Here is a 21,759-nt window from a genome sequence, read left to right as displayed (position 1 = left end):
CCTGAAGCGAAATCACATGGATCCTTAGTGGCGGATGACTAGTGTCAGCCCAAAGCGGACATGAAACTGCGACACGTCGGGCGGGAAGGAGCCATTCGCTGCAGTTGCGAGCTAGCGATGTGGCTGGAGTCGGAGCCGACATTCTGCACACCTCACTCGACTTCCTGCTACAAGGCCACAACAACGAATCTGAGCCCATTTGTAGATACCGGCTGCTGTTCCAAAGAGTTCAGCACGTCTTCAGGACGCACTCATTCGCCTTCTCTAAAATAGCTGGCGTCTAGATGCTCGCGCAGGTAGAGTTACCTCAACTAACTCAATGGGCTACATTTTTGCCATTTTGATAAATAACATTTTACCGGAGAGGCTACGTTGCCACTAAATGAGACCCGTCAGATATTAGCTCTAGAAGACGATCACCTTGAAGAATTGATAAAGAAGTGGATAGTTCGGCTCATCGATAATGAGGACGGATATGTCGGGTTTGATCGACCCACTGCCTCTGCGGACCAAGGCAGGGATTCTGTCGGTTTCCTGACGACTTCCCGATACGATGGCGCATGGGATAACTATCAGGCTAAACAACTCAACAAACCGCTTTCTCTTGGTGACTTCTTCTCGGAACTTGGCAAGGTATTCTACTATGCGGCGGAAGAACGCTACACCTTGCCTCGACGATATGTATTTGTGGCACCGAAATCAGCCCAAGGAGCAGTTCTAAAACTAATCGACAGGCCCTCAACAATCGGTCCCGCACTGTTAGATAATTGGGACGCTCATTGTAAGAAAAAGATTACAAGGTCAGGTGCGCCGCTTACTTCTGAAATTCGCGAACTGATTGGCGGCTTTAATTTTGATAACGTCGAGCTATGGAAATGCAGCACAATTATCGAACAGCCGCAAATGCGCGGTCTTATGGTCGAGCTTCTCGATCTTGACCCCGGAGCCGCCCCCACAGTGCGGGAAAGCGATATACCATCGACGCCGGGGGATGATGAGTTCGCATACCTTAGTCAGTTAGTTGGTGTTTTTGCATCTCATCGCGGCATCGATTTCGCCGACCACAACGCTGTTATGGCTGATCCTGACTATGGACCCAAAATCACCCGTGCACGCCGCCAATTCCTCGAACGCAAAGCGTTCCGGTTGCACTTCCGTGACAACATTGACGTAGCTCTTCTCGACCAAGTGGATACCGACGTATTTGATGGGGTCTACGATCACTATTGCTCGCATGAAGCAGGAGAGCTTTTTGGGCGCCTTCTTGGCGTGATGGAAAAGGCTGCATCGGTTGAAGTAACCGGTCCACTCGGGAAGCATCGTCGAGTAACACCCAGTGTAAAGCAGGGTACTTGCCACCACTTTGCTTCCGATGGAAAACAGCTCATGCGGTGGGATCGATGACCTTAGAAATTCAGCCCGAGTTGTTTAACACTCCACTTGAAGCGGGGATGCGTGCAGTCATCGTCCTAGACGCTTTTGCTCCCCACGCTTTCGATCTGAAGAATTTGTCGTTGCTCGACTTTTATGTGGTCCATGTCGGCGATATTGAAACAGACACACAAGGACCTGAAAGCCTTCATCCGCCTGTTGAAGCTAGAAAAGGTGAGTTTTTTGTCCGAAGACGACTAGTTGAAGAAGGGCTCGCGCTAATGGAGCGCGCATTCCTTCTCGACAAAGTCGCTGATGAAAATGGATTGACGTTTCGTGCGAGAGATGTGGCCGCCGCGATGGTTGACTTAATGGAAAGCCCTTACAATCTTCGACTGCGGGAGGCATCATATTGGATCGCCCAATGTGCCGAAAAGGAAGGCCATAACGCTTTTTTCGCCCGCCTTGAGAGTGGAGTCGGTCGCTGGTCTCACGAAGTAGCTGGTGAGGTTCCATCATGAGTGCAGCACCAGCCAGAATGCGCATCAACCGTTTGACCTATAGAGGTCCTGAGCGCAAACCTGTGATTGTTGAGTTTGGCGACGGCCTAAACATCGTCTGGGGGGCTTCCAACCACGGCAAGTCTTTCATGCTTCAGACAATCGATTTCATGCTGGGCAAGCGCGACCCCCTTGATATGCTCGGCGAAGGCAGCGGCCTAGATCAGTGCATGCTTTGGCTCACATTTTCCGATAGTTCGAGACTAACACTGCAACGCGCTGTCGCTGGTGGTGCAATTGAAACCGCTATTGGCCATTTGGACGAGATTGGTTCTGGTGCGAACGAATACCAGAAACTGAATGCAAAACATGATGAGAGAAAGGCCAATTTCTCGACTTTTCTATTGGATCGCTTTGGCTTTCGACGTGCCAAACTGCTCAAAAACGAAAGAGCAAACAAGTCGAGTTTTTCACTGCGACTGCTGTTTCGCTATGCATACATTAACGAAGATCAAATTTTCAGCAAAGCCAGTGTCGCTATCAGTGAAGGACGACAACCAACGGCCGAAGATAAAAGCCTCCTGAAATTTCTCGCTACTGGCGTGGATGGTTCCGCAGTTGCCGAGGTTCCAACAGGTGGTGAACTCAAGGCAGCAAAGAATGCAAAGCTTGAGGTGCTTCAAGAATTACTTTCCGAAACACAATCTCGCATCGACGGTTCGTGGACCGATGAAGAGCTTAAAAAAGAAATCGACACCGCCGAAGCGGAACGGGACGGTGCAGAGGCGCTTGTTCGCGAGCATCAGGAGGCAATTGACGCGGCTCGCGCTAATCTTGTGTCCTCAAGCAACCAAATTCGCGAAACTGAGGCGAATGCGGCGGACCTTCGTGCGATGGTCGTTCGGTTCAACGAGTTACGTAGCACGCTCGTGTCTGACACTGCTCGGCTCGCAGGGCTTGAAGAAGGCGGCTTCTTGCTTAGAAAATTCTCAGCGATGAATTGTCCTTTGTGCGGCGCTGATCCAGAACATCATCACCATGATCACGAACTTGGAATGCTCGAGGCCCAACAATCAGCTGCAGAGGTAGAGATCAAAAAAATTGCTGGCGAACTAAGTGAGTTGGATGCGGCAATTGCCCGCGCGGACATGGAGATCTCCGAATACGAAAATGAAATCGGGGAGTTACGGCCTACCGTCGAAACGAAGCGTGCGACATTCCGCGAATTACAAGGTGATGATCGTGGTGTTCGGACCCGTTTCGTCGAAGCCACCGAAACACTTCGTTCACTCCAGCGAGAATTTGATCGTCGCGTGCATGCCGACCGGTTAGAAGGAAAGATCGATAAGCTCAACGAGACAAAGGTTCCAGGTCGACCCAAAGCAGAAGACGCGGACCCTAGTCTATCCACCACCGAAGCCCATGAAATAGCCAAGGTTGTCAAACGGGTATTAGTCGCTTGGGGCTATCCCGGCGTCGATACGGTAATTTTTGACCTCAAAGCCCATGACCTGATTATTGATGGGAAAGAGCGGAAGCAAAATGGCAAAGGGGTGCGGGCGATTTTGCATTCTGCGTTCAAAGTAGCAATTCTTATCTACTGCCATGAACAGGGGAGGCCTCATCCCGGATTCCTCTTACTGGATACGCCGCTACGAGCTTATCGAGAACCTGAAAAAGCGGACACACCCGAGGACCGCGAAGGCGACGCTGAACTAGTGAAGGCTGGAATCGCTGATCGGTTCTATGCTCATCTCGACGAGCTTCGAGGCATCGGACAGTTCATTGTGGTGGAGAATAATGACCCACCGAGTGATCTAGCTTCAACCATTAAGCAAATTCACTTTGATGGTGGGCGGGGGCTGCTCTGAAATGCATGCATTCGATGCTGGTGGACCAGGAGCCACCCACCTCATCTTCTAAGGACCGCTTGACCAATTCCATTAGAGATCATATCTATCACTTGGCCCTCACGCAGGCCGGTGTGCCCGCCACGCAAAGCTAAGCAGCGTATTCAGCTTTGAATTGACACACTGCGCAATCTGCGCGGGATGATTAGCAGCGGGCACCTAGTCAGATCCTATTGGAGATGACACATGACAGACAATCGTTTGAAAAAGTTGAGAACATTGGGCAAGCGGTATGCGCGAGCGACTGCAATGCCGCACACTGAAGCTTTGAACACCTTAGCTATGGAGTTTGGGTTCATTCACTGGAAAGCACTAATCGATGCAGTGAAGGGCGATTGGAATCTGAGTGATGAGGACCTCGCTCGGGCCGAAGAATTTGCGCACCAAGCGGGTGCCAAGGCGCATGCAAACGCTCCAAACTATGACGTCTCGTTCATTCACGAACCAGCACCGGAAGAAGGCGAGCTTTGCGGCCACCAATACCGGATTGGAGACTATCTTGGGGACGTTGTCGTCTCCGGGAAGGGCTGGGAATTACGCATTCCAGAAGCTCCGCTCAAGGCACCTATCGTTGAGATTGATGAGCGCCACTCGGAAACGAGCCCAGTCAAAGATACCATCTTTCTGGCCAAGCTCATTGAGATCGCACAGGATCGCAGCACAAGGATTCGCGCGCAGATGGCAGTCGATTGGCCTCGCCGATCGACAAAAGCGGACCTTGACGGTGTAGCGCGCCATCCACTGCGAGGTGGGGATGCCGCCACTTGGCACTGTCACAGCTGTGATGCACAGATGACCGGTACACAAATGGCTATGAATTTTTGGCACTGCCCTAACTGTGGCACGCACCCGCTCAATATACACGCAGAGCCTTTTGATGATCAGTTTCCTGGGGAACCAGTGCTGACGCCAGATACGGCACATCGCGAAAGCCCCGAGGTGCGAATTGTAGAGCCCAGACTTACTCTGCACTTGAATGAAGCAGCCGTCTCAACACTGATCCGATGTGCGCTCCTTGAGGACGCTTCGTCAGTCAACGAACGGCTAGCCGCAATGCGAGCCGAAATCAGCCTCATAGATGGAGAAGAGGTCTGGATCACATTTGACGAGATGCTGTGGCCGGAAGACAAGGAGCCAACGGCAGCGTTGGCGGTCGCAACAAAGCTCGGCCTAGAAGTTGAGCAAGAGTCTTCCTTGTTCACAGAACCTTTTGCTTGGCCTGACATAGGCAGCATGATGTCAGATACTGCAGAGTTCACAGAAACACTGATGAAAGCCTACGACGAGCATGGTGTGATCAAGCGGTGATGCTCTCTACGCTGCGCGAGTTGAGTGGTCAGTGATACAAAACTGTCTGCTCAACTCAAGCAGCATTGTCCGGCGTCTGCTTTCGGAAAGCTGCGCTGCGGCGCACGGTTCGGCAACCAAGGGCGGCTTCGGGCCGTTCGCCATATGGTTGCCTGAGCTTCTATCGCGGCACAGCAAACATGCTATTGGAACTGGACTGCGTAGTTCCAAGTCTCGTTCGATGAATGCGCTCCCGCAATGAAGTGGATCAGTTGGTGCCCTGCCTTGAGAAACTCCTTTGTTCGATCGTGTGTGAAAGCTGCCGGGAGCTGAGCCTTGTTTCCGTGTGCAACATTGTTCCGTAGCTGAGCGTAGCTACGCCCCAACAATACCTGCCAAGACGAAACTTCGATTTCGTCACTGTCCCATTTCAAGCCACCACCCTTTTTTGCTACCAGAAGTTGTGGGATTGTTTCTTTGAAGAGCTGAAACCCTGATCTTTCGAAATCAAACTTTGCGAAAGGATGCTTGTCTTCCAATGATTGACCGATCCGGTCCCAGTTGATCCCTCTAACCACTCGCGTCTTTTCATTCACATGGGCAAACGCTTGGTCGAGATTGACCAAAAAGAACTCTAGCTTTGCGGCCAAAAGCATAAATTCTGAAATTTCTTCGTCCAAGCCGGCCTCCCGCATCTTCTCTCTAAGTTATAGCTCAGGCTGTTAAGAGGCAACTCAACCTTGTCATTTGGCATCTGTCCGCTTCGGGAAGCTGCGCCGCAGCATTCGTTTCTTATGCCAAGGTCCGGATTGGGCCGTTCACAGCACTCTGCAAAGTCCGCTTCCTGCGCATTGCTGCCGTTGGCACTTCTCACCGAAGCATGTCGGACGCTGCTGATCATAGCCTTTGTGTCTTGACGACAGCTCGCAGCCCTTCCACGACATTGGTGCTCAGTGCAGAATGGGAGACGTCCGAAGCAGGACGGGGCGGAGAGAAGTCATTCTCCGCATGTGCGTAGTATTCGATGCGGTTCTGAAAGAACGGACATTCAGATTGAGCCGAAGCCTGAGAAATTTCGGCACCACCGCAAGTCGGCTCGGAGCCCAACCTGTGAATTCGCAACCTCCGCTTCATGCAAACGCAGCGTGAAATTTGCTGCATCCGTGTAAATCTCGACGCTGCTGAGCGGAGGGAAAACCGGTCGTTCTTGCAAGTCGTAGCGGAAACGACGCCTCAAGGAGACAGTCGCGGACTTTGCCACCGTTTGCTTCGGAGGTGCGAATGGAGGGCTTCCGTTTTCCACGCGAGATCATCGCATACCTCCGGCAATCCAAGCGCGACCAAGATTGTTGTCGTATTTGATCGCGCATTTGTCTGATCGCAAACTGGCGCGCTCTCATTCTCTATTGTTTGGTTTCTCCCGACTGAAAGGGATGATTAATGCGATATTCCGGCATCAGAGTGATCAAAGAGGCCCTGAGCGGGCATAAGGGTTGGGGGCCACTATGGCGAGACCCGGAACCGAAACCTCACTATGACTTTGTGATCATTGGTGGGGGCGGGCACGGGCTTGCAACCGCCTATTATCTGGCCAGGGAATTCGGCGAAAGCCGGATTGCGGTGCTGGAAAGAGGCTGGATTGGGGGGGGGAACGTTGGCAGGAACACGACGATCATCCGGTCAAACTACCTGCTCGATGGCAATGAACCGTTTTATGAATTTTCGCTGAAGCTCTGGGAAGGGCTTGAACAGGACTTCAACTTTAACGCCATGGTCAGTCAGCGTGGCATTCTGAACCTTGTGCACACGGATGCTCAGCGGGATGCGGCGCGTCGGAGGGGCAATGCGATGATCCTTAACGGATCTGATGCGGAACTTCTGGATACGGAAGGGGTGCGCAAACTGTACCCTTTCCTGAACTTCGACAACGCACGCTTCCCGATCAAGGGCGGGCTTCTGCATCGCCGGGGCGGGACTGTGCGCCATGATGCGGTGGCCTGGGGCTACGCCCGTGGGGCGGATCAGCGGGGCGTGGATATCATTCAGAACTGCGAAGCCACGGGCTTTAAGATCGAAGATGGGAAATGTCTGGGCGTGGAAACCACACGTGGATTTATCGGCGCAGGTCAGGTCGGGGTGTCGGTTGCCGGATCGTCCAGCCGAGTTATGGCACTGGCGGGTATGCGCTTACCAATGGAAAGCCATGTGTTGCAAGCTTTCGTATCTGAGGGGTTGAAACCTGTGCTGCCGGGCGTGATCACCTATGGTGCCGGGCATTTCTATTGCAGCCAGTCTGACAAAGGCGGTCTTGTGTTTGGCGGTGACATAGACGGGTACAACTCCTACGCACAGCGCGGCAATCTTCCGGTGATCGAAGATGTGGCAGAAGGCGGGATTTCCCTGATCCCTGCGCTTGGCCGGGTACGCCTGCTGCGGGCCTGGGGAGGCATCATGGATATGTCCATGGATGGATCCCCGATCATCGACAACACCCATATTGAAGGCCTCTCATTCAACGGCGGCTGGTGTTACGGCGGGTTTAAGGCAACCCCGGCGGCGGGCTGGTGCTTTGCGCATCTGCTAAAAACCGGTCAGCCACATGAAACCGCCACAGCCTATCGGTTCGATCGTTTCCGGCGCGGTTACATGATCGATGAAAAAGGACAGGGCGCACAGCCCAACCTGCATTGAGGAACATCGGACATGATTATCAACCATCCGCTTCTTGGCCCCCGCGACGCGCAGGAATTCACTTATCTGGGGGACGCCTCCCTGATCCATCGTCCTGACTGGCAGGGCGAAGATGCGAGCGGGCAGTTTCACGACTATCTTTACCTGCGCGACAACCCGGCAGGGCAACACCGGGAGCTCTGGTTCCACGAGGTAGGTGACCGGTCCTGGCTGGTCGTGACCCGCAACACCCTGACCCATGAGATCAGCAATGTAGAACTGGCCCGGGATGTGGCCCGCAGAGAGGGGCGCGGCAAATGACCCAGAAGAACCGTGTGAACGGGGGGCTGATTGATCGCAGCTCTCGCGTGAATTTCCAATTCGATGGGAAAACCTATCAGGGGCATAAGGGGGATACGCTTGCCTCTGCTCTGCTGGCAAATGATGTGCGCCTTATGGGGCGGTCGTTCAAATATCATCGCCCACGCGGTGTGATGACTGCCGGATCAGAGGAACCCAATGCATTGATGAAACTGCGTACGGGCGCACGTCAGGAACCAAACAGCCGCGCGACTGTGACTGAGCTCTTTGACGGGCTGGAAGCACGGTCCCAGAACCGGTTTCCATCCTTGAAGTTTGATTTCATGGGGATAAATGACCGGTTCAGCAATTTTCTGACTGCTGGCTTCTATTATAAAACCTTCATGTGGCCGCGCGCCTTCTGGGAAAAGCTTTATGAACCGGTGATACGCAAGGCGGCCGGCCTTGGCTCGATCTCCTTTGAGGATGATCCGGACAGTTATGACAAAGGGTTCCTGCATTGCGACCTTCTGGTGGTCGGCTCTGGCCCGGCCGGACTGATGGCTGCGCTGACGGGGGGGCGTGCCGGGGCGCGGGTTATTCTGGCGGAAGAAGATTTTATCACCGGCGGGCGGCTGAATGCGGAAACCCATGCGGTGGGCGGCATGAGCGGGTCTGACTGGGCGCGCTCTGTCATGGCTGAACTGGAAAGCCTTGAAAACGTGCGCATCCTGACCCGCACCACCGTGATCGGCGCTTTTGATCACGGCATTTATGGCGCGGTAGAACGTGTGTCAGATCACTTGCTTGTGCCGGAAAGTGGTAAGCCGCGTCAGACCCTCTGGCGGATCTATTCAAAGCGGGCTGTTCTGGCGGCTGGCGCGACTGAGCGTCCGATCGCCTTTGAAAACAATGACCGGCCGGGGGTGATGATGGCGGGCGCTGTGCGGGCCTATGTCAACCGCTGGGCCGTGACACCGCATCAGCAGGTTGCTGTTTTTACAAACAATGATGACGGGCATCGCACGGCGGCGGATCTGATTGCCAAAGGTGTTGACGTCACTGGCGTGATTGACGTGCGCCCGGATGCGCCATCTCTTGTCGGGATTGAGGTTTTCGCAGGTGCGCACGTTGTGAACAGCAAAGGACTTCTGGGGTTGAAATCCGTGCAGATCCGTCTGGCGAATGGTGAGATACGTGATCTGACCTGTGGTGCGCTTGGGGTTTCCGGCGGCTGGAACCCGAATGTGCATCTAACCTGTCACCAGCGTGGCAGGCCCGTGTGGAACGATACTATTGCTGCTTTTGTTCCCGGTGGGGAAATGCCTGTCGGTCTCACAGTGGCCGGGGCGGCAAATGGGCATCTCTCGACCGCACAGGCTCTGCAAACCGGGGCGGATGCGGCGGTACGTGCCCTGAAAGGTCTTGGCGTCAGCGCCGCAGCCCCGGATCTGCCTGAGGCAGAGGATGCGCCCATCTCCCTGACGCCCTTCTGGTACGTGAAGGAAGGCAAAGGCCGGGCCTGGATTGACCAGCAGAATGATGTGACCGTGAAAGACATCAAACTAGCGCATCAGGAAAACTTCCGCTCTGTCGAACATCTGAAACGCTACACGACGCTTGGCATGGCAACCGATCAGGGCAAGACCTCCAATATGGGCGGGCTTGCGGTGATGGCAGAGCTGACCGGGAAATCCATCCCGGAAACCGGTACAACAATCTTCCGTCCCCCCTATACACCGGTTGCTATGGGCGCACTTGCCGGGCGGTCTATCGGCAAGGATTTCCACCCGACCCGTGAAACACCCAGCCATAAATGGGCTGTGGAACAGGGCGCTGAATTTGTTGAGGCCGGCAACTGGCTGCGTGCACAATGGTTCCCGCAACCGGGCGAAACCCACTGGCGTCAGTCTGTTGATCGCGAGGTTCTGCAGACCCGCAAATCCGTTGGCATCTGTGATGTGACCACCCTTGGGAAGATCGATGTTCAGGGCGCAGATGCGGCGGAGTTTCTGAACAAAATCTACGCCAATGGCTTTGCGAAACTGCCTGTGGGTAAGGTGCGTTATGGCCTGATGTTGCGTGAAGATGGTATAGCCTATGATGATGGCACAGCAGCCCGTCTGGCTGAAGATCACTTTGTCGTCACAACCACCACCGCAAACGCGGTTCTGGTCTATCGCAATATGGAGTTCGCGCGTCAGTGTCTCTGGCCGGATCTGGATGTACAGCTGATTTCAACGACAGAAGCCTGGGCGCAATATGCGGTGGCTGGTCCCAATGCCCGTAAATTGCTTCAGAAGGTCGTGGACCCGGAATTTGACCTTTCAAATGACGCTTTCCCCTTCATGGCATGTGGTGAAATCACGGTTTGCGGCGGGTTGCAGGCGCGGCTCTTCCGTATCTCTTTCTCAGGTGAACTGGCTTATGAAATTGCGGTGCCGACCCGTTACGGCGATGCGATGATCCGTGCGCTGATGGAGGCCGGAGAAGAATTTGACGCCGTCCCATACGGAACCGAAGCTCTGGGTGTCATGCGGATTGAAAAAGGACATGCGGCAGGCAACGAGCTGAACGGCACGACCACCGCGCTGAAACTAGGTCTTGGCCGGATGGTCAGCAAGAAGAAAGACTGTATCGGCAATGTACTGAGCGAACGAGAAGGTTTGAACGCGACAGGTGCCCTGCGCCTTGTTGGTCTGCGGCCGGTGGATAGCAAAGATGTGATTCCGGCCGGTGCGCATCTGATGAATGCCGACGGTTCTGTCAGTGCGAAAACCGATCTGGGCTATGTGACCTCTGCCGCCTATTCCCCGATCCTTGGCTGTTCCATCGCGCTGGCCTTCCTGAAAGGCGGGGGGGATCGCATGGGCGATGTTCTGCGGGTGATAAACCCGCTGGAAGGCCAGGAAGTCCGGGCCGAGGTTGTCAGCGCCCATTTTGTAGATCCAGAAGGAGAGCGTCTGCGTGCTTAAACTTAAATCCATAACCCCGCTTGGCGCGGATGAAGCCCGCGTTGATCGCTTTACAGGTCTCACGATCACTGAGGTCACAGAGCGGGCGCTTGTCTCTCTCACTGCGCGTAATGACCAGGCTGATGCTATCCGCGACAAAGCCCGGGGCCTTTTGGGTATTGATTTGCCGGATATCGGTGACTCCGCCATGGGTAACACTCATTCAGCCTTCTGGATTGGACCGGAAAGCTGGATGATTGATATACCTTATAGCGGGAATGAATACCTAGCGCGCCAAGTGAAACAAGCGATGGGGGATAGTGCTTCTGTTGTGGAGCAAACCGATGGCTGGTGTCGTTTTGATCTCGAGGGCGCCACTATGACCAGCGTCCTGGAGCGCCTGTGTAATGCAGACAGCGCCAATTTGGCAGAGGGTGCCGTGACCCGCACCCAGATCCACCATCTCGGCTGTTTCCTCTGGCGTCAGAAGGATGGCTTCGCTGTCATTGGCCCGCGTTCTTCTGCTGCTTCCCTGCATCATGCCCTGTTGCAGGTCGCGCAATCCGTCTGCTGACCTATCACACCGATGGCAGGCAACTGCCGTCGGTCACGCGAAAACTGTTGCGGTTTTTCCGGTCTTCCTGCGGCGTCACGCCGTAAACTTCTTTATAGTGGTTGAGCATTGGCGACGTGGAAGAATAGCCCACAGAATAGGCAATCTCCGTCAGCGTATCACTGGAATAAAGCACCAGTTGCCGCGCCTGTTTCAGCCGCAGCAGGCGGTAGTATTTCAGGGGGCTTTCCCCGGTGGCGCGGCGAAAATTGCGCTCAAGGCTGCGCGTCGACATGTTCACGGCAGCGGCCACATCCTTGATTTGCACCGGGTCCTCAATATGTTCCGCAAACATCTGAATGGCCTTGCTGACCTGCTTTGGCATCGTATCGGTCGTGGTGGCTGTCGTCAGGGATGGCGTCTTCTGCGAAACCTCGCCTGTGCGCACAAACGGATGCTGAAACCAGCAGGCGACCTCCGTCATGATCTCTGGGCCTAGGGATTTTTCAATCAGGCTAAGCATCAGATCAAACACCGCTGCGGCCCCGGCTACGGTCAGACGCTGTTCCCCTTCACAGATCACGGTTTTCACGGGTGTGACCTTCGGAAATTCCGCGGCGAAAGCCGCGTCATAACACCAGTGTACCGAGATCGGATGCCCATCCATCAGGCCTGTGCGGGCCAGAGGAAAGATGCCCCCGCTGAACGCGCCAAGTGATTTGCCCACGCGCAGATGCCTTTGCAAGAAGGCGGTTGCTTTCGTGACATTGGCAAACGCCCCGTCTGGGCTTGAGGTCAGGAAGACATGATCGAGTTCTGTCTGATCGGACAGAATACCGTCCGGTGCAAAGACCACTCCCGCAGAAGATGTCACAGCCTCCCCGGTTTCGCTAAGAACGCGCCAGCGGAAAGCTCTAGTGCCGGCGATTTCATTTGCCGCGCGCAGGGGCTCTATCGCGGAAGTCAGACAGGCCATGGGGAAGCCAGGGAAAATCACGAAACCAAGCGTTACCGTTTGTGTCATGGGCAGTTCTCTGGCTGGATTTCTGCAACGGTGGCAAATATCTGTTTTTCAAACTCCCGCGCGGCGGGGGAACTGGGGATATCCAATTTGCGCAGCAGGTGAATCTGCCGATCCGGTGGGGAACCAGGCAAGGGGAGGAACGCCAGATCACTGCTTTCCGCCATGCGTAGGGTCATTTCCGGCAATACCGTCACCCCAAGATCCGCCCGCACCATCGCCAGCAGGGAAGTGATGTTATGCACACTCAGAAGCGCTTCAGAGTGAATGTCGCGGAAAGCTTCGGCAGTGATCAGTCGGGACAGCTCATTGGCGATAAAGCGGTGCCGGCTTATCGCTTCCCAGGTGAGTGTTTCCCCGGATTTCACCAGGGGATGCTCGGAGGGACAAATCAGGCCAAACCGGTCAGATAACAGATTTTGGCGATGCAATACGCCCCCGCTGAGCCCGGCTGAAGCGATGCCGATATCAAGCCGACCACGGGATAATTCATGCAGAATTGTGGCCGAGTCCATATCGCGTAATTCGATCTGAACACCTGGGAAATCTCTTATAAAACGGGCAATTGCCCGTGGCATGACGGTCGATGCAACAGAAGGTACCGCCGCCACTCGCACGCGCCCGTGGCGGGCGTTGGCAAAGCTCTCAATCGCATGAACAGTGCTATCAAACTGGTATAGCTCACGTTCAGCTTGTTCGAGAACGAAACTGCCAAGGGCGGTCAGCCGGTTCTTGCGATCCGTTTTAAACAGGGGTTCCCCAAGGTGATCTTCCAACTGCTTCAGCATCATGGAAACAGCCGATGGCGTGCGCCCCAGCTGATGCGCCGCCTCTGACAGTTTTCCGCTCCGCGCCACCGCTGCAAAGCAGCGCAGCATTTCGATTTTTACAGCCATGTTTCAGTTTTTTTGAAATTGAGTTCATTTGTTTGAATTTGACTGAAATTATTAAAGCTGTCCATGATGATTTCGCAATTGCACGCAGACTTAAGCGGAGACTCCGGATGACCGAAACAAAACTGAACCTCATCGCTGGCACCTGGACAGCAGGCACCGGTGAGATCGAAAACCGCAACCCATCTGATCTGTCTGACCTGATCGGTATGTTTGCGCAGGCGTCCTCCGATCAACTGGAAGCAACCTTGGATCAGGCAAAAATCGCGCAGGCGGAATGGGCCGCTTACGGGATTGAACGCAAGTACAATGTGCTGATGTCCATCGGCAACGAAATGATGGCTCGCGCGGAAGAGCTGGGTATGCTGTTGTCCCGTGAAGAAGGCAAGCCTTTGGCAGAAGGCAAGGGCGAAGTGTATCGCGCTGGTCAGTTCTTCACATATTACGCCGCTGAAACTCTGCGTCAGATTGGTGAGAACGCGGACTCTGTGCGCGAAGGTATCGAAGTTGACGTGCGCCGCGAAGCGGTTGGTACTGTTGCTATCATCAGCCCCTGGAACTTCCCGACTGCAACCGCATCCTGGAAAATCGCGCCGGCGCTTTGCTATGGCAACGCGGTGGTCTGGAAGCCTGCGAACGCAACCCCGGCTTCTGCAGTTGCCCTGACTGAAATCATTGAACGTCAGGACATCCCGAAAGGTTTGTTCAGCCTCGTGATGGGCGCAGGTCGTGTAATTGGCCAACGTCTGGTCGAAAGCCCGAAGGTCGATGCTATTTCCTTTACAGGTTCCGTGCCAGTGGGCAAAGGCATTGCAGGTGCTGCGATCCAGAACCTCACCAAAGTTCAGATGGAAATGGGGTCCAAAAACGCGTTGGCAGTTATGGATGATGCGGATCTTGATCTGGCAGTGACCCTGGCACTGGGCGGTGCTTTTGGCGGCACTGGTCAGAAATGTACGGCTTCCTCCCGGCTCGTGGTCCACGCGTCTGTGCATGATGCTTTTGTTGAAAAACTGGTGGCAGGTGCGCAGGCTATGAAAGTGGGCCACGCGCTCGAGGCAGGGACACAGATCGGCCCGGTTGTGACCGAACAGCAATTGAACGAAAACCTGGCCTATGTTGATCTGGGCAAATCCGAAGGTGCGGAGCTGCTTTGCGGCGGTCAGCGTCTCGAGATGCCACATCAGGGCAATTACATGAACCCGGGCGTTTTTGTCGGCACAAGCAATGACATGCGCATCAACCGTGAAGAAATGTTCGCACCTCTTGCGGCGGTGATCAAAGTCGACGGGTATGAAGAAGCCCTGTCCGTTGTGAATGATACAAACTTCGGCCTGACTTCTGGTATCGTGACGCAATCTCTGGCTCGTGCGAACCACTTCCGCCGCAATGCGCAAACCGGTTGTGTCATGGTCAATCTGCCAACCGCAGGCACCGATTACCACGTGCCATTCGGTGGCCGTGGTGACAGCTCTTACGGGCCACGTGAACAGGGCAAGGCAGCGGCTGAATTCTACACAACTGTGAAGACCGCTTATATCTCCAGCGGCTCGCCATTCTGATGCGTCGCATGATGCTGATTGATAACCTGCAATATGCCAACTGGTCGGAAAAGATTTTCCGCCAGTTGCGCGAAGGGGGCGTGGATGCGATTCACGTTACCATCGCCTATCACGAAAACTTCCGTGAAACGGTTCTGAACTTTGAAAAATGGAACCGCTGGTTTGAACAGTACCCTGAACTGATCATGAAAGGTCAGTGGGCGTCTGACATTGATGTGGCTCGTGAAACCGGGCGTACCGCTGTGTTCTTTGGCTTCCAGAACCCAAGCCCGATTGAAGACGACGTCGGACTTGTGGAGATCGTCCACACGCTTGGCGCTCGTTTCATGCAGCTGACCTATAATAACCAGTCCCTGCTTGCGACCGGCTGTTATGAAGATGAGGACATGGGCGTCACCCGCATGGGCAAACAGGTCATCAAAGAGATGAACCGCGTGGGTCTTGTGGTCGATATGAGCCATTCCGGCGACAGTTCCACCATTGAGGCGGCGGACCTGTCTGAGCACCCGATCGCAATCACCCATGCCAACCCCCATTCCTGGGCTCCGGCTCTGCGAAACAAGAAGGATGATGTCATCCGCGCGGTCACTGAAAACGGAGGTATGTTGGGCTTTTCTGTCTATCCGCACCACCTGAAAGACAAGGGGGCCTGCACGCTCGAAAGCTTCTGCGAGATGATCGCGCGCACCGCTGAGAAATTCGGGGCAGAGCATCTGGGGATCGGTACCGATCTTTGTCAGGACCAGCCGGACAGCATCGTGGAATGGATGCGTGTCGGGCGCTGGACCAAGGAAATCGACTACGGCGAAGGGTCCGCCAGCTCGCCGGGTTTCCCGGATATGCCGCAGTGGTTCCGGGACAACCGTGACTTCGGCAACATCGAAAGCGGTCTGCGCGCGACTGGACTGTCAGAAGAGGAGGTTGCCGGGATTATGGGTCGCAATTGGTACAATTTCTACGCTGAAAACTTTAAACCACGAGGGTAAAACATGGGGGCATCCGTACAAAACTCCATTCCGCGGCGTGATCCGGCCCTGGTGATGCGTCTGAGCCGCCTTGGTTCCATGCATCAGTGCCGTCTCAGCTTTATGCGGGTGCTGACACGCCGTCTGGCGAATGAAAACTGGAGTTTTGCACGACCTGTCTTTGATGTGGACGCAAAGGGCGTTGGTCATGCGGTCTATACCGCGACTGGCCCGGCGCGCACTTACTCCCTTGTGGCTTTTGCCCATGATCTGCCGCCGGAAGAGCGGTCTGATCGTGTGATTGCCACGGCCTGGGACGCGACCTTTACTCTGTTTGACGGGGTGCCGACGGCCGATGATATCGAACGGCTGTCGCATAACGTTCCCTATCAGGAAGCTGGGCGGGTCAATGAAAAATCCCTTTCTGTGTCCCGTGCCAACCGCTCTGTGCGCCTTTGGAAACATATGGTGGATGCGCTTGCAAAAGGTGAGCAGCCGGATGTCGATAAGGTCGCTTCCGTTGGGTATCTTATGCGTACAACGGCGGTTTATGGCTCCGGGAAACTGGGCGCTGCGGATCATGAAACCATCGCGGATCGCCCAGAATTTGACGCGCCCTTCCAAGCGGAAATGCTGTCGGTTTTTCTGACCCGGGCGTTTGTGCGCGACATGATCAATCACATGGCGCGCGCCCGTGGCGGTGCTCAGTCGGCGGAACTTGCCTTGGACATCGCGCATGGTCTTGGGATCGGGAACTCCACCGGTCTTGGCATGGCGCCGTTTCTTATCAATCATCCGGTTCTGTTGAACAACTGGGTCGCGGCCCGGGAAGAAGCCATTGCGCGGGTACGCAGCCTGAACACTGCGCAAGAAGCAGAGGCAAATCTGTTCCGCAGTCTCTTCGCCCGTGTGCAGGTGCTGGTTGAGACCTGGCGCTCAGAGCACCCGGTACAGATCAAAAAACTGGTCGCGTTGAAGGCTGACCTTGAAAAGGTCGAAGCCTACCTCGGAGGCGATGATCTGACAGCTAACGGCCCCTGGGACCGCCTGCTGATCTGGACGAGCGCGGTCCTGTCTGAAGAAGGGCAGGAACTGATCGCATCGCTGATTCTGGAACCCTACGGTGATCTGGTGGACGATCTTTCGCCCGCCATGTCGGATCACCGTCCGGATGCCTCCCGCATTTTGGGGGCCATGTCTGTCAAAGCCACGCGTAATCTTATGCGCGCAGGTTACGCCCAGGCGCTTGAAACCGACTGGTCCGCGCAGGAAAACTGCGCCCGTGCCTGGTATGTTTCAGAAGAAAAGCTGGAACCACGCCTGGGTGAACGGTTTGAAGAGCCGATTGCGGAATACGAACAACCGCTCTCCCCGGGAAGGGATGTGGCCCTTGCCTTTGCGGATCTGAAAACCTGGGGTGATGATGCCCCGGTGTCTGAATTCCTACTGAACCACCCGGAACACCGCCACAGCATTCGCCGCGTACAAATCAACGCCTGCGCGCCTTACAGCGAAATTCAGGACAATACGATCTGTGCGGACATGATGCCCATCGACATGCTGCGCTATAAGCTTGCGACTTTTGGTGCGACGCATTTTGACCCGCGCTCTGACCGCTGGTTGCGGATCTGTATGTTTGGCAACGCGCCATACCCGGAAGAGCTGACCCCTGAAAACGCTGATCTCTGGGTCTACCCGGATGCGGAGGGGAATTCATGAGCTACGCACTGAACGAAGTCGAAGCCCTCGCCAAACGCGCTGTGCGTGGTGCAGGTATGAGCTGGGGTACGGCAGAAGAAGCAGCGAAAGCAACCCGCTGGCTGTGCCGGAACGGGATTGATGGGGCAGGGGTTCTGTCTGCCCTGCTGGATCACAATCAGGGCAAAGCGGAACAGGATCTGCGCCCGGCAGAGACATCGGGGACCTGGTGCGCTGTCGATGCCACGCAACTCTGCGCCTTGCTGGCCGGCGCTGCCTTGTCTGATGGAGCTCTAAAGCTGAAAGATGCATCCATTGCCATGCAGCGGCTTTCTTTCCCGGCCCTTCTGCTGCCCTTCATGGCTTCTGCGGCAGCACAGCTGAACTGCGTTCTGGTGCTGGAATGTGATGCGGGATCTGCTTCTACAGATGGCAACCTGCTTGCCCTGTCAAATGATGCCCTCCTGCAGGCAACCTCAGCTGATGTCGTGATCCGTATCGGTGATCTGACCGGCAACATCCTTTCCCAAGTCAGTCGCGCCAAACCTGCGCCGGTAGCCTGGGATACCCTCAATACCTACGCTCATAAAACCTACGCCCCCGCGACCGAAGCCTCGCGTCTAGCCGGTGCGGGCGCCGGGCTATCTGACAATGATTAATCAGGACGAATGATATGACCGAAACCAGAAACCTGACACTTGGCGAAATAGAAGACATCGCTTTCCGCGCCCTTGTGGCAGCAGGCACATCAGAGGCAAACGCGCGCCCTCTGGCGGCGGCAACGGCGTCAACAGAGGCGGACGGCGTTGCCAGCCATGGTCTCGCCTATATCCCGATCTATGCGGAGCATGTGCAATGCGGCAAAGTTGATGGTCAGGCCCAGGCTGTTCTCAGCCATCCGCGCCCGGGCGTGATTTGCGCCGATGCGGCGACAGGTTTTGCCCATTCCGCGATTGATGCAGGTTTTGAAAAGCTGATCCCTCTGGCGCGTGAACAAGGCGTGGCCGCGCTCGCGATCCGCAACAGTTATAACTGTGGCGTGCTTGGCATCCACACCGCACGCCTAGCAGAAGCCGGCCTGATGGGCATCGGTTTCACCAATGCGCCGGCCTCTATTGCGCCGTCTGGTGGGGCGAAACCTGTGGTAGGGACCAACCCCTTTTCCATCGCCGCCCCTGGTGCGGATGGCCAGGCAGAGGTCTTGATTGACCAGAGCGCCAGCACCATCGCGAAATCAGAAGTGATGAAACACGCCCGCGAAGGCAAAGCCATTCCGGAAGGCTGGGCGCTCGATGCGCAGGGTAAACCGACAACGGATCCCGAAGTCGGCCTGAAAGGCTCCATGGCGCCATCGGGCGGCTACAAAGGTGTCGGTATCGCATTGATGACTGAAATGATGGCCGCTGCCATGACCGGGGCGACCCTGGGAACAGAGGCTTCGCCCTTCTCCGGCACCGCAGGTGGCCCGCCCAAAACCGGCCAGTTCTTCTTGGCGATCGACCCGGGCGCGACCTCTGGAAATGATTTCAGCGCGCGCATTTCTGCTCTGGCGGCTTCCATTCGGGATCAGGAAAACGCGCGCCTGCCGGGGGACGGGCGCAAAGCAAAACGTGCGCGTGCACAGACAGAAGGGGTAGCCGTCAATGTGGCCACCCTCGATCGGATCAACGCCATCTTCGGCTGATGTTCTGAGGGGAATGACGAGGGTCAGGGGCGTTGTCCCTGGTCCGGGCCAGCCGGCCAAGGGGAATAGTGCGAACAGGGAGGAGACATCATGTCAACCAAAGCACCGTTTACGGATCTGGACATTAAAACGTCCGATTCAGGATTTTACGAGGGGTATAGCATCCCGATTGCGCTGTTCAGTAAGACTGTAATGGCCTTGCTTGTGATCTGGGCGTTGGTCTGGCCGGCGAATGCCAATGGCGTTCTGGGAAGTCTGAACTGGAGAATTTTGGGTGAGTTCAACGCGTTTTACATCATCATCACAGGCTTCTTTGCCTTCTTCCTGTTTGTTCTGGCAGCACTGCCACAAACCGGTAAGATCCGCATGGGCCGGGAAGGTGAGCAACCGGAGTTTTCCAACTTCTCCTGGTTCTCCATGATGTTTGGTGCCGGTTTGGGTGTGGGCCTGATGGTTTTCGCCACGGCTGAACCTCTGGGTCTCTGGGGATCAAACCCTGTTGTTGTGGCCGGTGATGTTGTCGGCAACACGCCTGAGGCTGTAAAGTCTGGCTACCGCTACACCTTTGCGCACTACGGCATTCACGCCTGGGCGATCTATGTTGTGACAGGTCTGTCTCTGGCTTACTACGCTTATACGCGTGGCCTGCCTCTGACCATCCGCTCCGCTCTGACACCGCTGTTTGGTAAATACATCAACGGCTTCATGGGCCATGTTGTGGACGTTCTGGGCATCGTTGCAACCATCCTGGGTGTGTCTGTGACCATCGGTTTTGGCGTCAGTCAATTCATCGACGGTGTCTATGCAGTCACCGGCATGGAATGGATCATGGATATGGGCGGTGAAGCCCCTGTACCGGGTACTGTTGGACTGATCGCAGGTCTGCTTGTGATCATGGGTCTGTCCATCATCTCTGCGGTGACCGGTGTGGATAAAGGCGTTAAGATCTTGTCCAATCTGAACCTGGTTCTTTCCGTCATCCTGCTTTTGACCTTCGTGGTCTTCGGCTCTTTCATCTTCGCTATGACAACCTATGCATCCGCACTGGTGGATTACATCCTGCATTTCGTGCAGATCAGCTTTGGCGCCTGGACGCCGCAGGATCCGGCAGCCTTTGCAGCAGCACTGCCAGAAGCAGCCAAACCACTTGCTGATGATCTGATCGGCGGCGCAACCAATGCCTGGGGCAGCTTTGACGGCTTCAAATCCGGCCTCGAGGGGGCAGCAGCGGAACTCGATGACGCAACCCTCGCAGCTGTTTATGATGCAGGTAACGCAGGCCGTCAGTTTGGTTGGCAGGCTGGCTGGACAACTTTCTACTGGGCATGGTGGATTGCGTTCTCACCTTTCGTGGGTCTGTTCCTTGCGCGCATTTCCAAGGGCCGTACCATCCGTGAATTCATCTTCGGCTGTGTCTTTGCTCCAACCGCTGTGTGTTTTGCGTGGATGACCATTCTGGGCGCAACCGCAATTGATCTGGAAATTTCCGGCGTGGCAGACGGTGCAATCATCGCAGCCTCCCAGTCTTCCAAGCTTTTTGTGACTCTGGAACAAATCATTTCCGGTGGTTTCCTGACGCTGATCACTGTGATGTGTGTGGTTCTGATCCTGACCTTCCTTGTGACTTCTGCGGACTCAGGCATCCTGGTGATGAACACCATTATGTCCGGCGGTGAAACCCAGGCCGGCGTCAAACACCGCATCGTCTGGGGCGTGATCTTGACGCTGGTGATGGGCACGCTTCTGGTTGCCGGGAAGACCAATGGTGAAGCTGATCCGATGGAAGCGTTAAAAAGCGCGATGATCATCGGGGCGCTACCCTTTACCATGGTAATGGGCCTAATGTGCCTGTCCCTGACCAAGGCTCTCTACAATGACAACAAACGTCGTAATGAAGCAGGGCGGACCTCGCCCGCAGAGTAAGCGATAATTGAGGGGCGGCGGTCAACGGCTGATCGTCGCTCCTTGGTGTTCAGGCCCAAGGTCTGGTGCACCAAAGCTTTTCTAGAAAACCTGAGTCAGGGATGCCCAAGCGAGCCCGGTGTGTTTCATGCTGTCCGGGAGGTTTTGTCCTGTCGGCGTCTTTGCTGAGCACGCTATCGCACGCTTGCGATTGCGCAAATGCCTGAACACGCAGTGTTTCTGGACGAAATTGCCGTAAAAACCAATCTCACCCGAATGACTGCTATGGTGACTTCAGCCGCTTGTTAGCAAGGTTCATGCTGCGCCCGCGAGCGAACGCTGCAAGAGCAATAATTGCATCAGCAAAAGTCCGGAATGTCCCACTCTGCCGTCGTTCGGCTTTAAAAATGCTGCGCGATGCACCAAAGACCGGTACGGTGAAGCTGCGTCGCAGCGCCCGACGTTGTTGTGAACGACCGCAAAGGGCCG

At 55.4% G+C, this 21,759-nt stretch carries 18 protein-coding genes; 14 read left to right on the top strand and 4 right to left on the bottom strand.

The window, feature by feature from the left end:
• Positions 1-372: 372 nt before the first annotated feature.
• The 4 genes from QZ517_RS14205 (at position 373) to QZ517_RS14190 (ending at position 5,089) form a co-directional block, all read left to right on the top strand.
• On the top strand, positions 373-1,404 hold the full coding sequence (locus QZ517_RS14205; protein ID WP_294228012.1) for an ABC-three component system protein: 1,032 nt from the start codon (positions 373-375) through the stop codon (positions 1,402-1,404).
• Positions 1,401-1,892 (top strand): ABC-three component system middle component 2, encoded by a 492-nt coding sequence (locus QZ517_RS14200; protein ID WP_294228011.1) that lies wholly within the window; start codon positions 1,401-1,403, stop codon positions 1,890-1,892. The genes QZ517_RS14205 and QZ517_RS14200 overlap by 4 nt, the downstream gene beginning before the upstream one ends.
• Positions 1,889-3,742, top strand: coding sequence for a hypothetical protein (locus QZ517_RS14195; RefSeq protein WP_294228010.1), 1,854 nt, complete (start codon positions 1,889-1,891; stop codon positions 3,740-3,742). Before QZ517_RS14200 ends, QZ517_RS14195 begins: the two co-directional genes overlap by 4 nt.
• 225 nt (positions 3,743-3,967) lie before the next feature.
• On the top strand, positions 3,968-5,089 hold the full coding sequence (locus QZ517_RS14190; RefSeq protein ID WP_294228009.1) for a hypothetical protein: 1,122 nt from the start codon (positions 3,968-3,970) through the stop codon (positions 5,087-5,089).
• A 182-nt stretch (positions 5,090-5,271) separates the two neighbouring features.
• On the opposite strand, the gene QZ517_RS14185 is transcribed toward QZ517_RS14190, so the two are convergent.
• On the bottom strand, positions 5,272-5,748 hold the full coding sequence (locus QZ517_RS14185; protein ID WP_294228008.1) for a hypothetical protein: 477 nt from the start codon (positions 5,746-5,748) through the stop codon (positions 5,272-5,274).
• 760 nt (positions 5,749-6,508) lie between these two features.
• Here QZ517_RS14185 and QZ517_RS14180 point away from each other — a divergent pair.
• The 4 genes from QZ517_RS14180 to QZ517_RS14165 are packed head-to-tail and all read left to right on the top strand — an operon-like array spanning position 6,509 to position 11,566.
• A complete protein-coding gene (locus QZ517_RS14180; protein ID WP_294228007.1) occupies positions 6,509-7,759 on the top strand; it encodes a sarcosine oxidase subunit beta family protein in 1,251 nt (416 codons plus the stop codon).
• Between the two features lie 12 nt (positions 7,760-7,771).
• A complete protein-coding gene (locus tag QZ517_RS14175; protein WP_294228006.1) occupies positions 7,772-8,059 on the top strand; it encodes a sarcosine oxidase subunit delta in 288 nt (95 codons plus the stop codon).
• Entirely contained in the window at positions 8,056-11,013 is a 2,958-nt protein-coding gene (locus QZ517_RS14170) for a sarcosine oxidase subunit alpha family protein (RefSeq protein ID WP_294228005.1), read from the top strand. The genes QZ517_RS14175 and QZ517_RS14170 overlap by 4 nt, the downstream gene beginning before the upstream one ends.
• The gene (locus tag QZ517_RS14165; protein ID WP_294228004.1) at positions 11,006-11,566 is read left to right on the top strand and encodes a sarcosine oxidase subunit gamma family protein; all 561 of its coding nucleotides are present in this window, start codon (positions 11,006-11,008) and stop codon (positions 11,564-11,566) included. The genes QZ517_RS14170 and QZ517_RS14165 overlap by 8 nt, the downstream gene beginning before the upstream one ends.
• A 4-nt stretch (positions 11,567-11,570) precedes the next feature.
• On the opposite strand, the gene QZ517_RS14160 is transcribed toward QZ517_RS14165, so the two are convergent.
• On the bottom strand, positions 11,571-12,569 hold the full coding sequence (locus QZ517_RS14160) for a GlxA family transcriptional regulator (protein WP_294228003.1): 999 nt from the start codon (positions 12,567-12,569) through the stop codon (positions 11,571-11,573).
• Positions 12,566-13,462 carry a LysR family transcriptional regulator gene (locus QZ517_RS14155; RefSeq protein WP_294228002.1) on the bottom strand — a complete coding sequence of 299 codons (897 nt, stop codon included), beginning with the start codon at positions 13,460-13,462 and terminating at the stop codon, positions 12,566-12,568. Before QZ517_RS14155 ends, QZ517_RS14160 begins: the two co-directional genes overlap by 4 nt.
• 107 nt (positions 13,463-13,569) lie before the next feature.
• Here QZ517_RS14155 and QZ517_RS14150 point away from each other — a divergent pair, with 107 nt between their 5' ends.
• From QZ517_RS14150 to QZ517_RS14125, 6 genes are all read left to right on the top strand, one after another.
• Entirely contained in the window at positions 13,570-15,021 is a 1,452-nt protein-coding gene (locus tag QZ517_RS14150; RefSeq protein ID WP_294228001.1) for an aldehyde dehydrogenase family protein, read from the top strand.
• An 11-nt stretch (positions 15,022-15,032) separates the two neighbouring features.
• A complete protein-coding gene (locus tag QZ517_RS14145; protein ID WP_294228013.1) occupies positions 15,033-16,007 on the top strand; it encodes a membrane dipeptidase in 975 nt (324 codons plus the stop codon).
• A gap of 3 nt (positions 16,008-16,010) precedes the next feature.
• On the top strand, positions 16,011-17,705 hold the full coding sequence (locus tag QZ517_RS14140; RefSeq protein ID WP_294228000.1) for a hypothetical protein: 1,695 nt from the start codon (positions 16,011-16,013) through the stop codon (positions 17,703-17,705).
• The gene (locus QZ517_RS14135; RefSeq protein WP_294227999.1) at positions 17,702-18,343 is read left to right on the top strand and encodes a DUF3726 domain-containing protein; all 642 of its coding nucleotides are present in this window, start codon (positions 17,702-17,704) and stop codon (positions 18,341-18,343) included. The genes QZ517_RS14140 and QZ517_RS14135 overlap by 4 nt, the downstream gene beginning before the upstream one ends.
• Positions 18,344-18,357: 14 nt before the next feature.
• Positions 18,358-19,368 (top strand): Ldh family oxidoreductase, encoded by a 1,011-nt coding sequence (locus QZ517_RS14130; protein ID WP_294227998.1) that lies wholly within the window; start codon positions 18,358-18,360, stop codon positions 19,366-19,368.
• A 90-nt stretch (positions 19,369-19,458) separates the two neighbouring features.
• Positions 19,459-21,291: a BCCT family transporter gene (locus tag QZ517_RS14125; protein ID WP_294227996.1), complete on the top strand. Its 1,833-nt coding sequence runs from the start codon at positions 19,459-19,461 to the stop codon at positions 21,289-21,291.
• Positions 21,292-21,553: 262 nt separating this feature from the next.
• On the opposite strand, the gene QZ517_RS14120 is transcribed toward QZ517_RS14125, so the two are convergent.
• A partial coding sequence (locus QZ517_RS14120; RefSeq protein WP_294227995.1) for a hypothetical protein occupies positions 21,554-21,759 on the bottom strand: 206 nt, incomplete at its 5' end.

This window comes from uncultured Shimia sp. (genome assembly GCF_913054185.1).
Classification (GTDB): Bacteria; Pseudomonadota; Alphaproteobacteria; order Rhodobacterales; family Rhodobacteraceae; genus Shimia.
The sequence above is the reverse complement of the archived record's forward strand: the minus strand, read 5'-3'. Positions and strand labels throughout refer to the sequence as shown.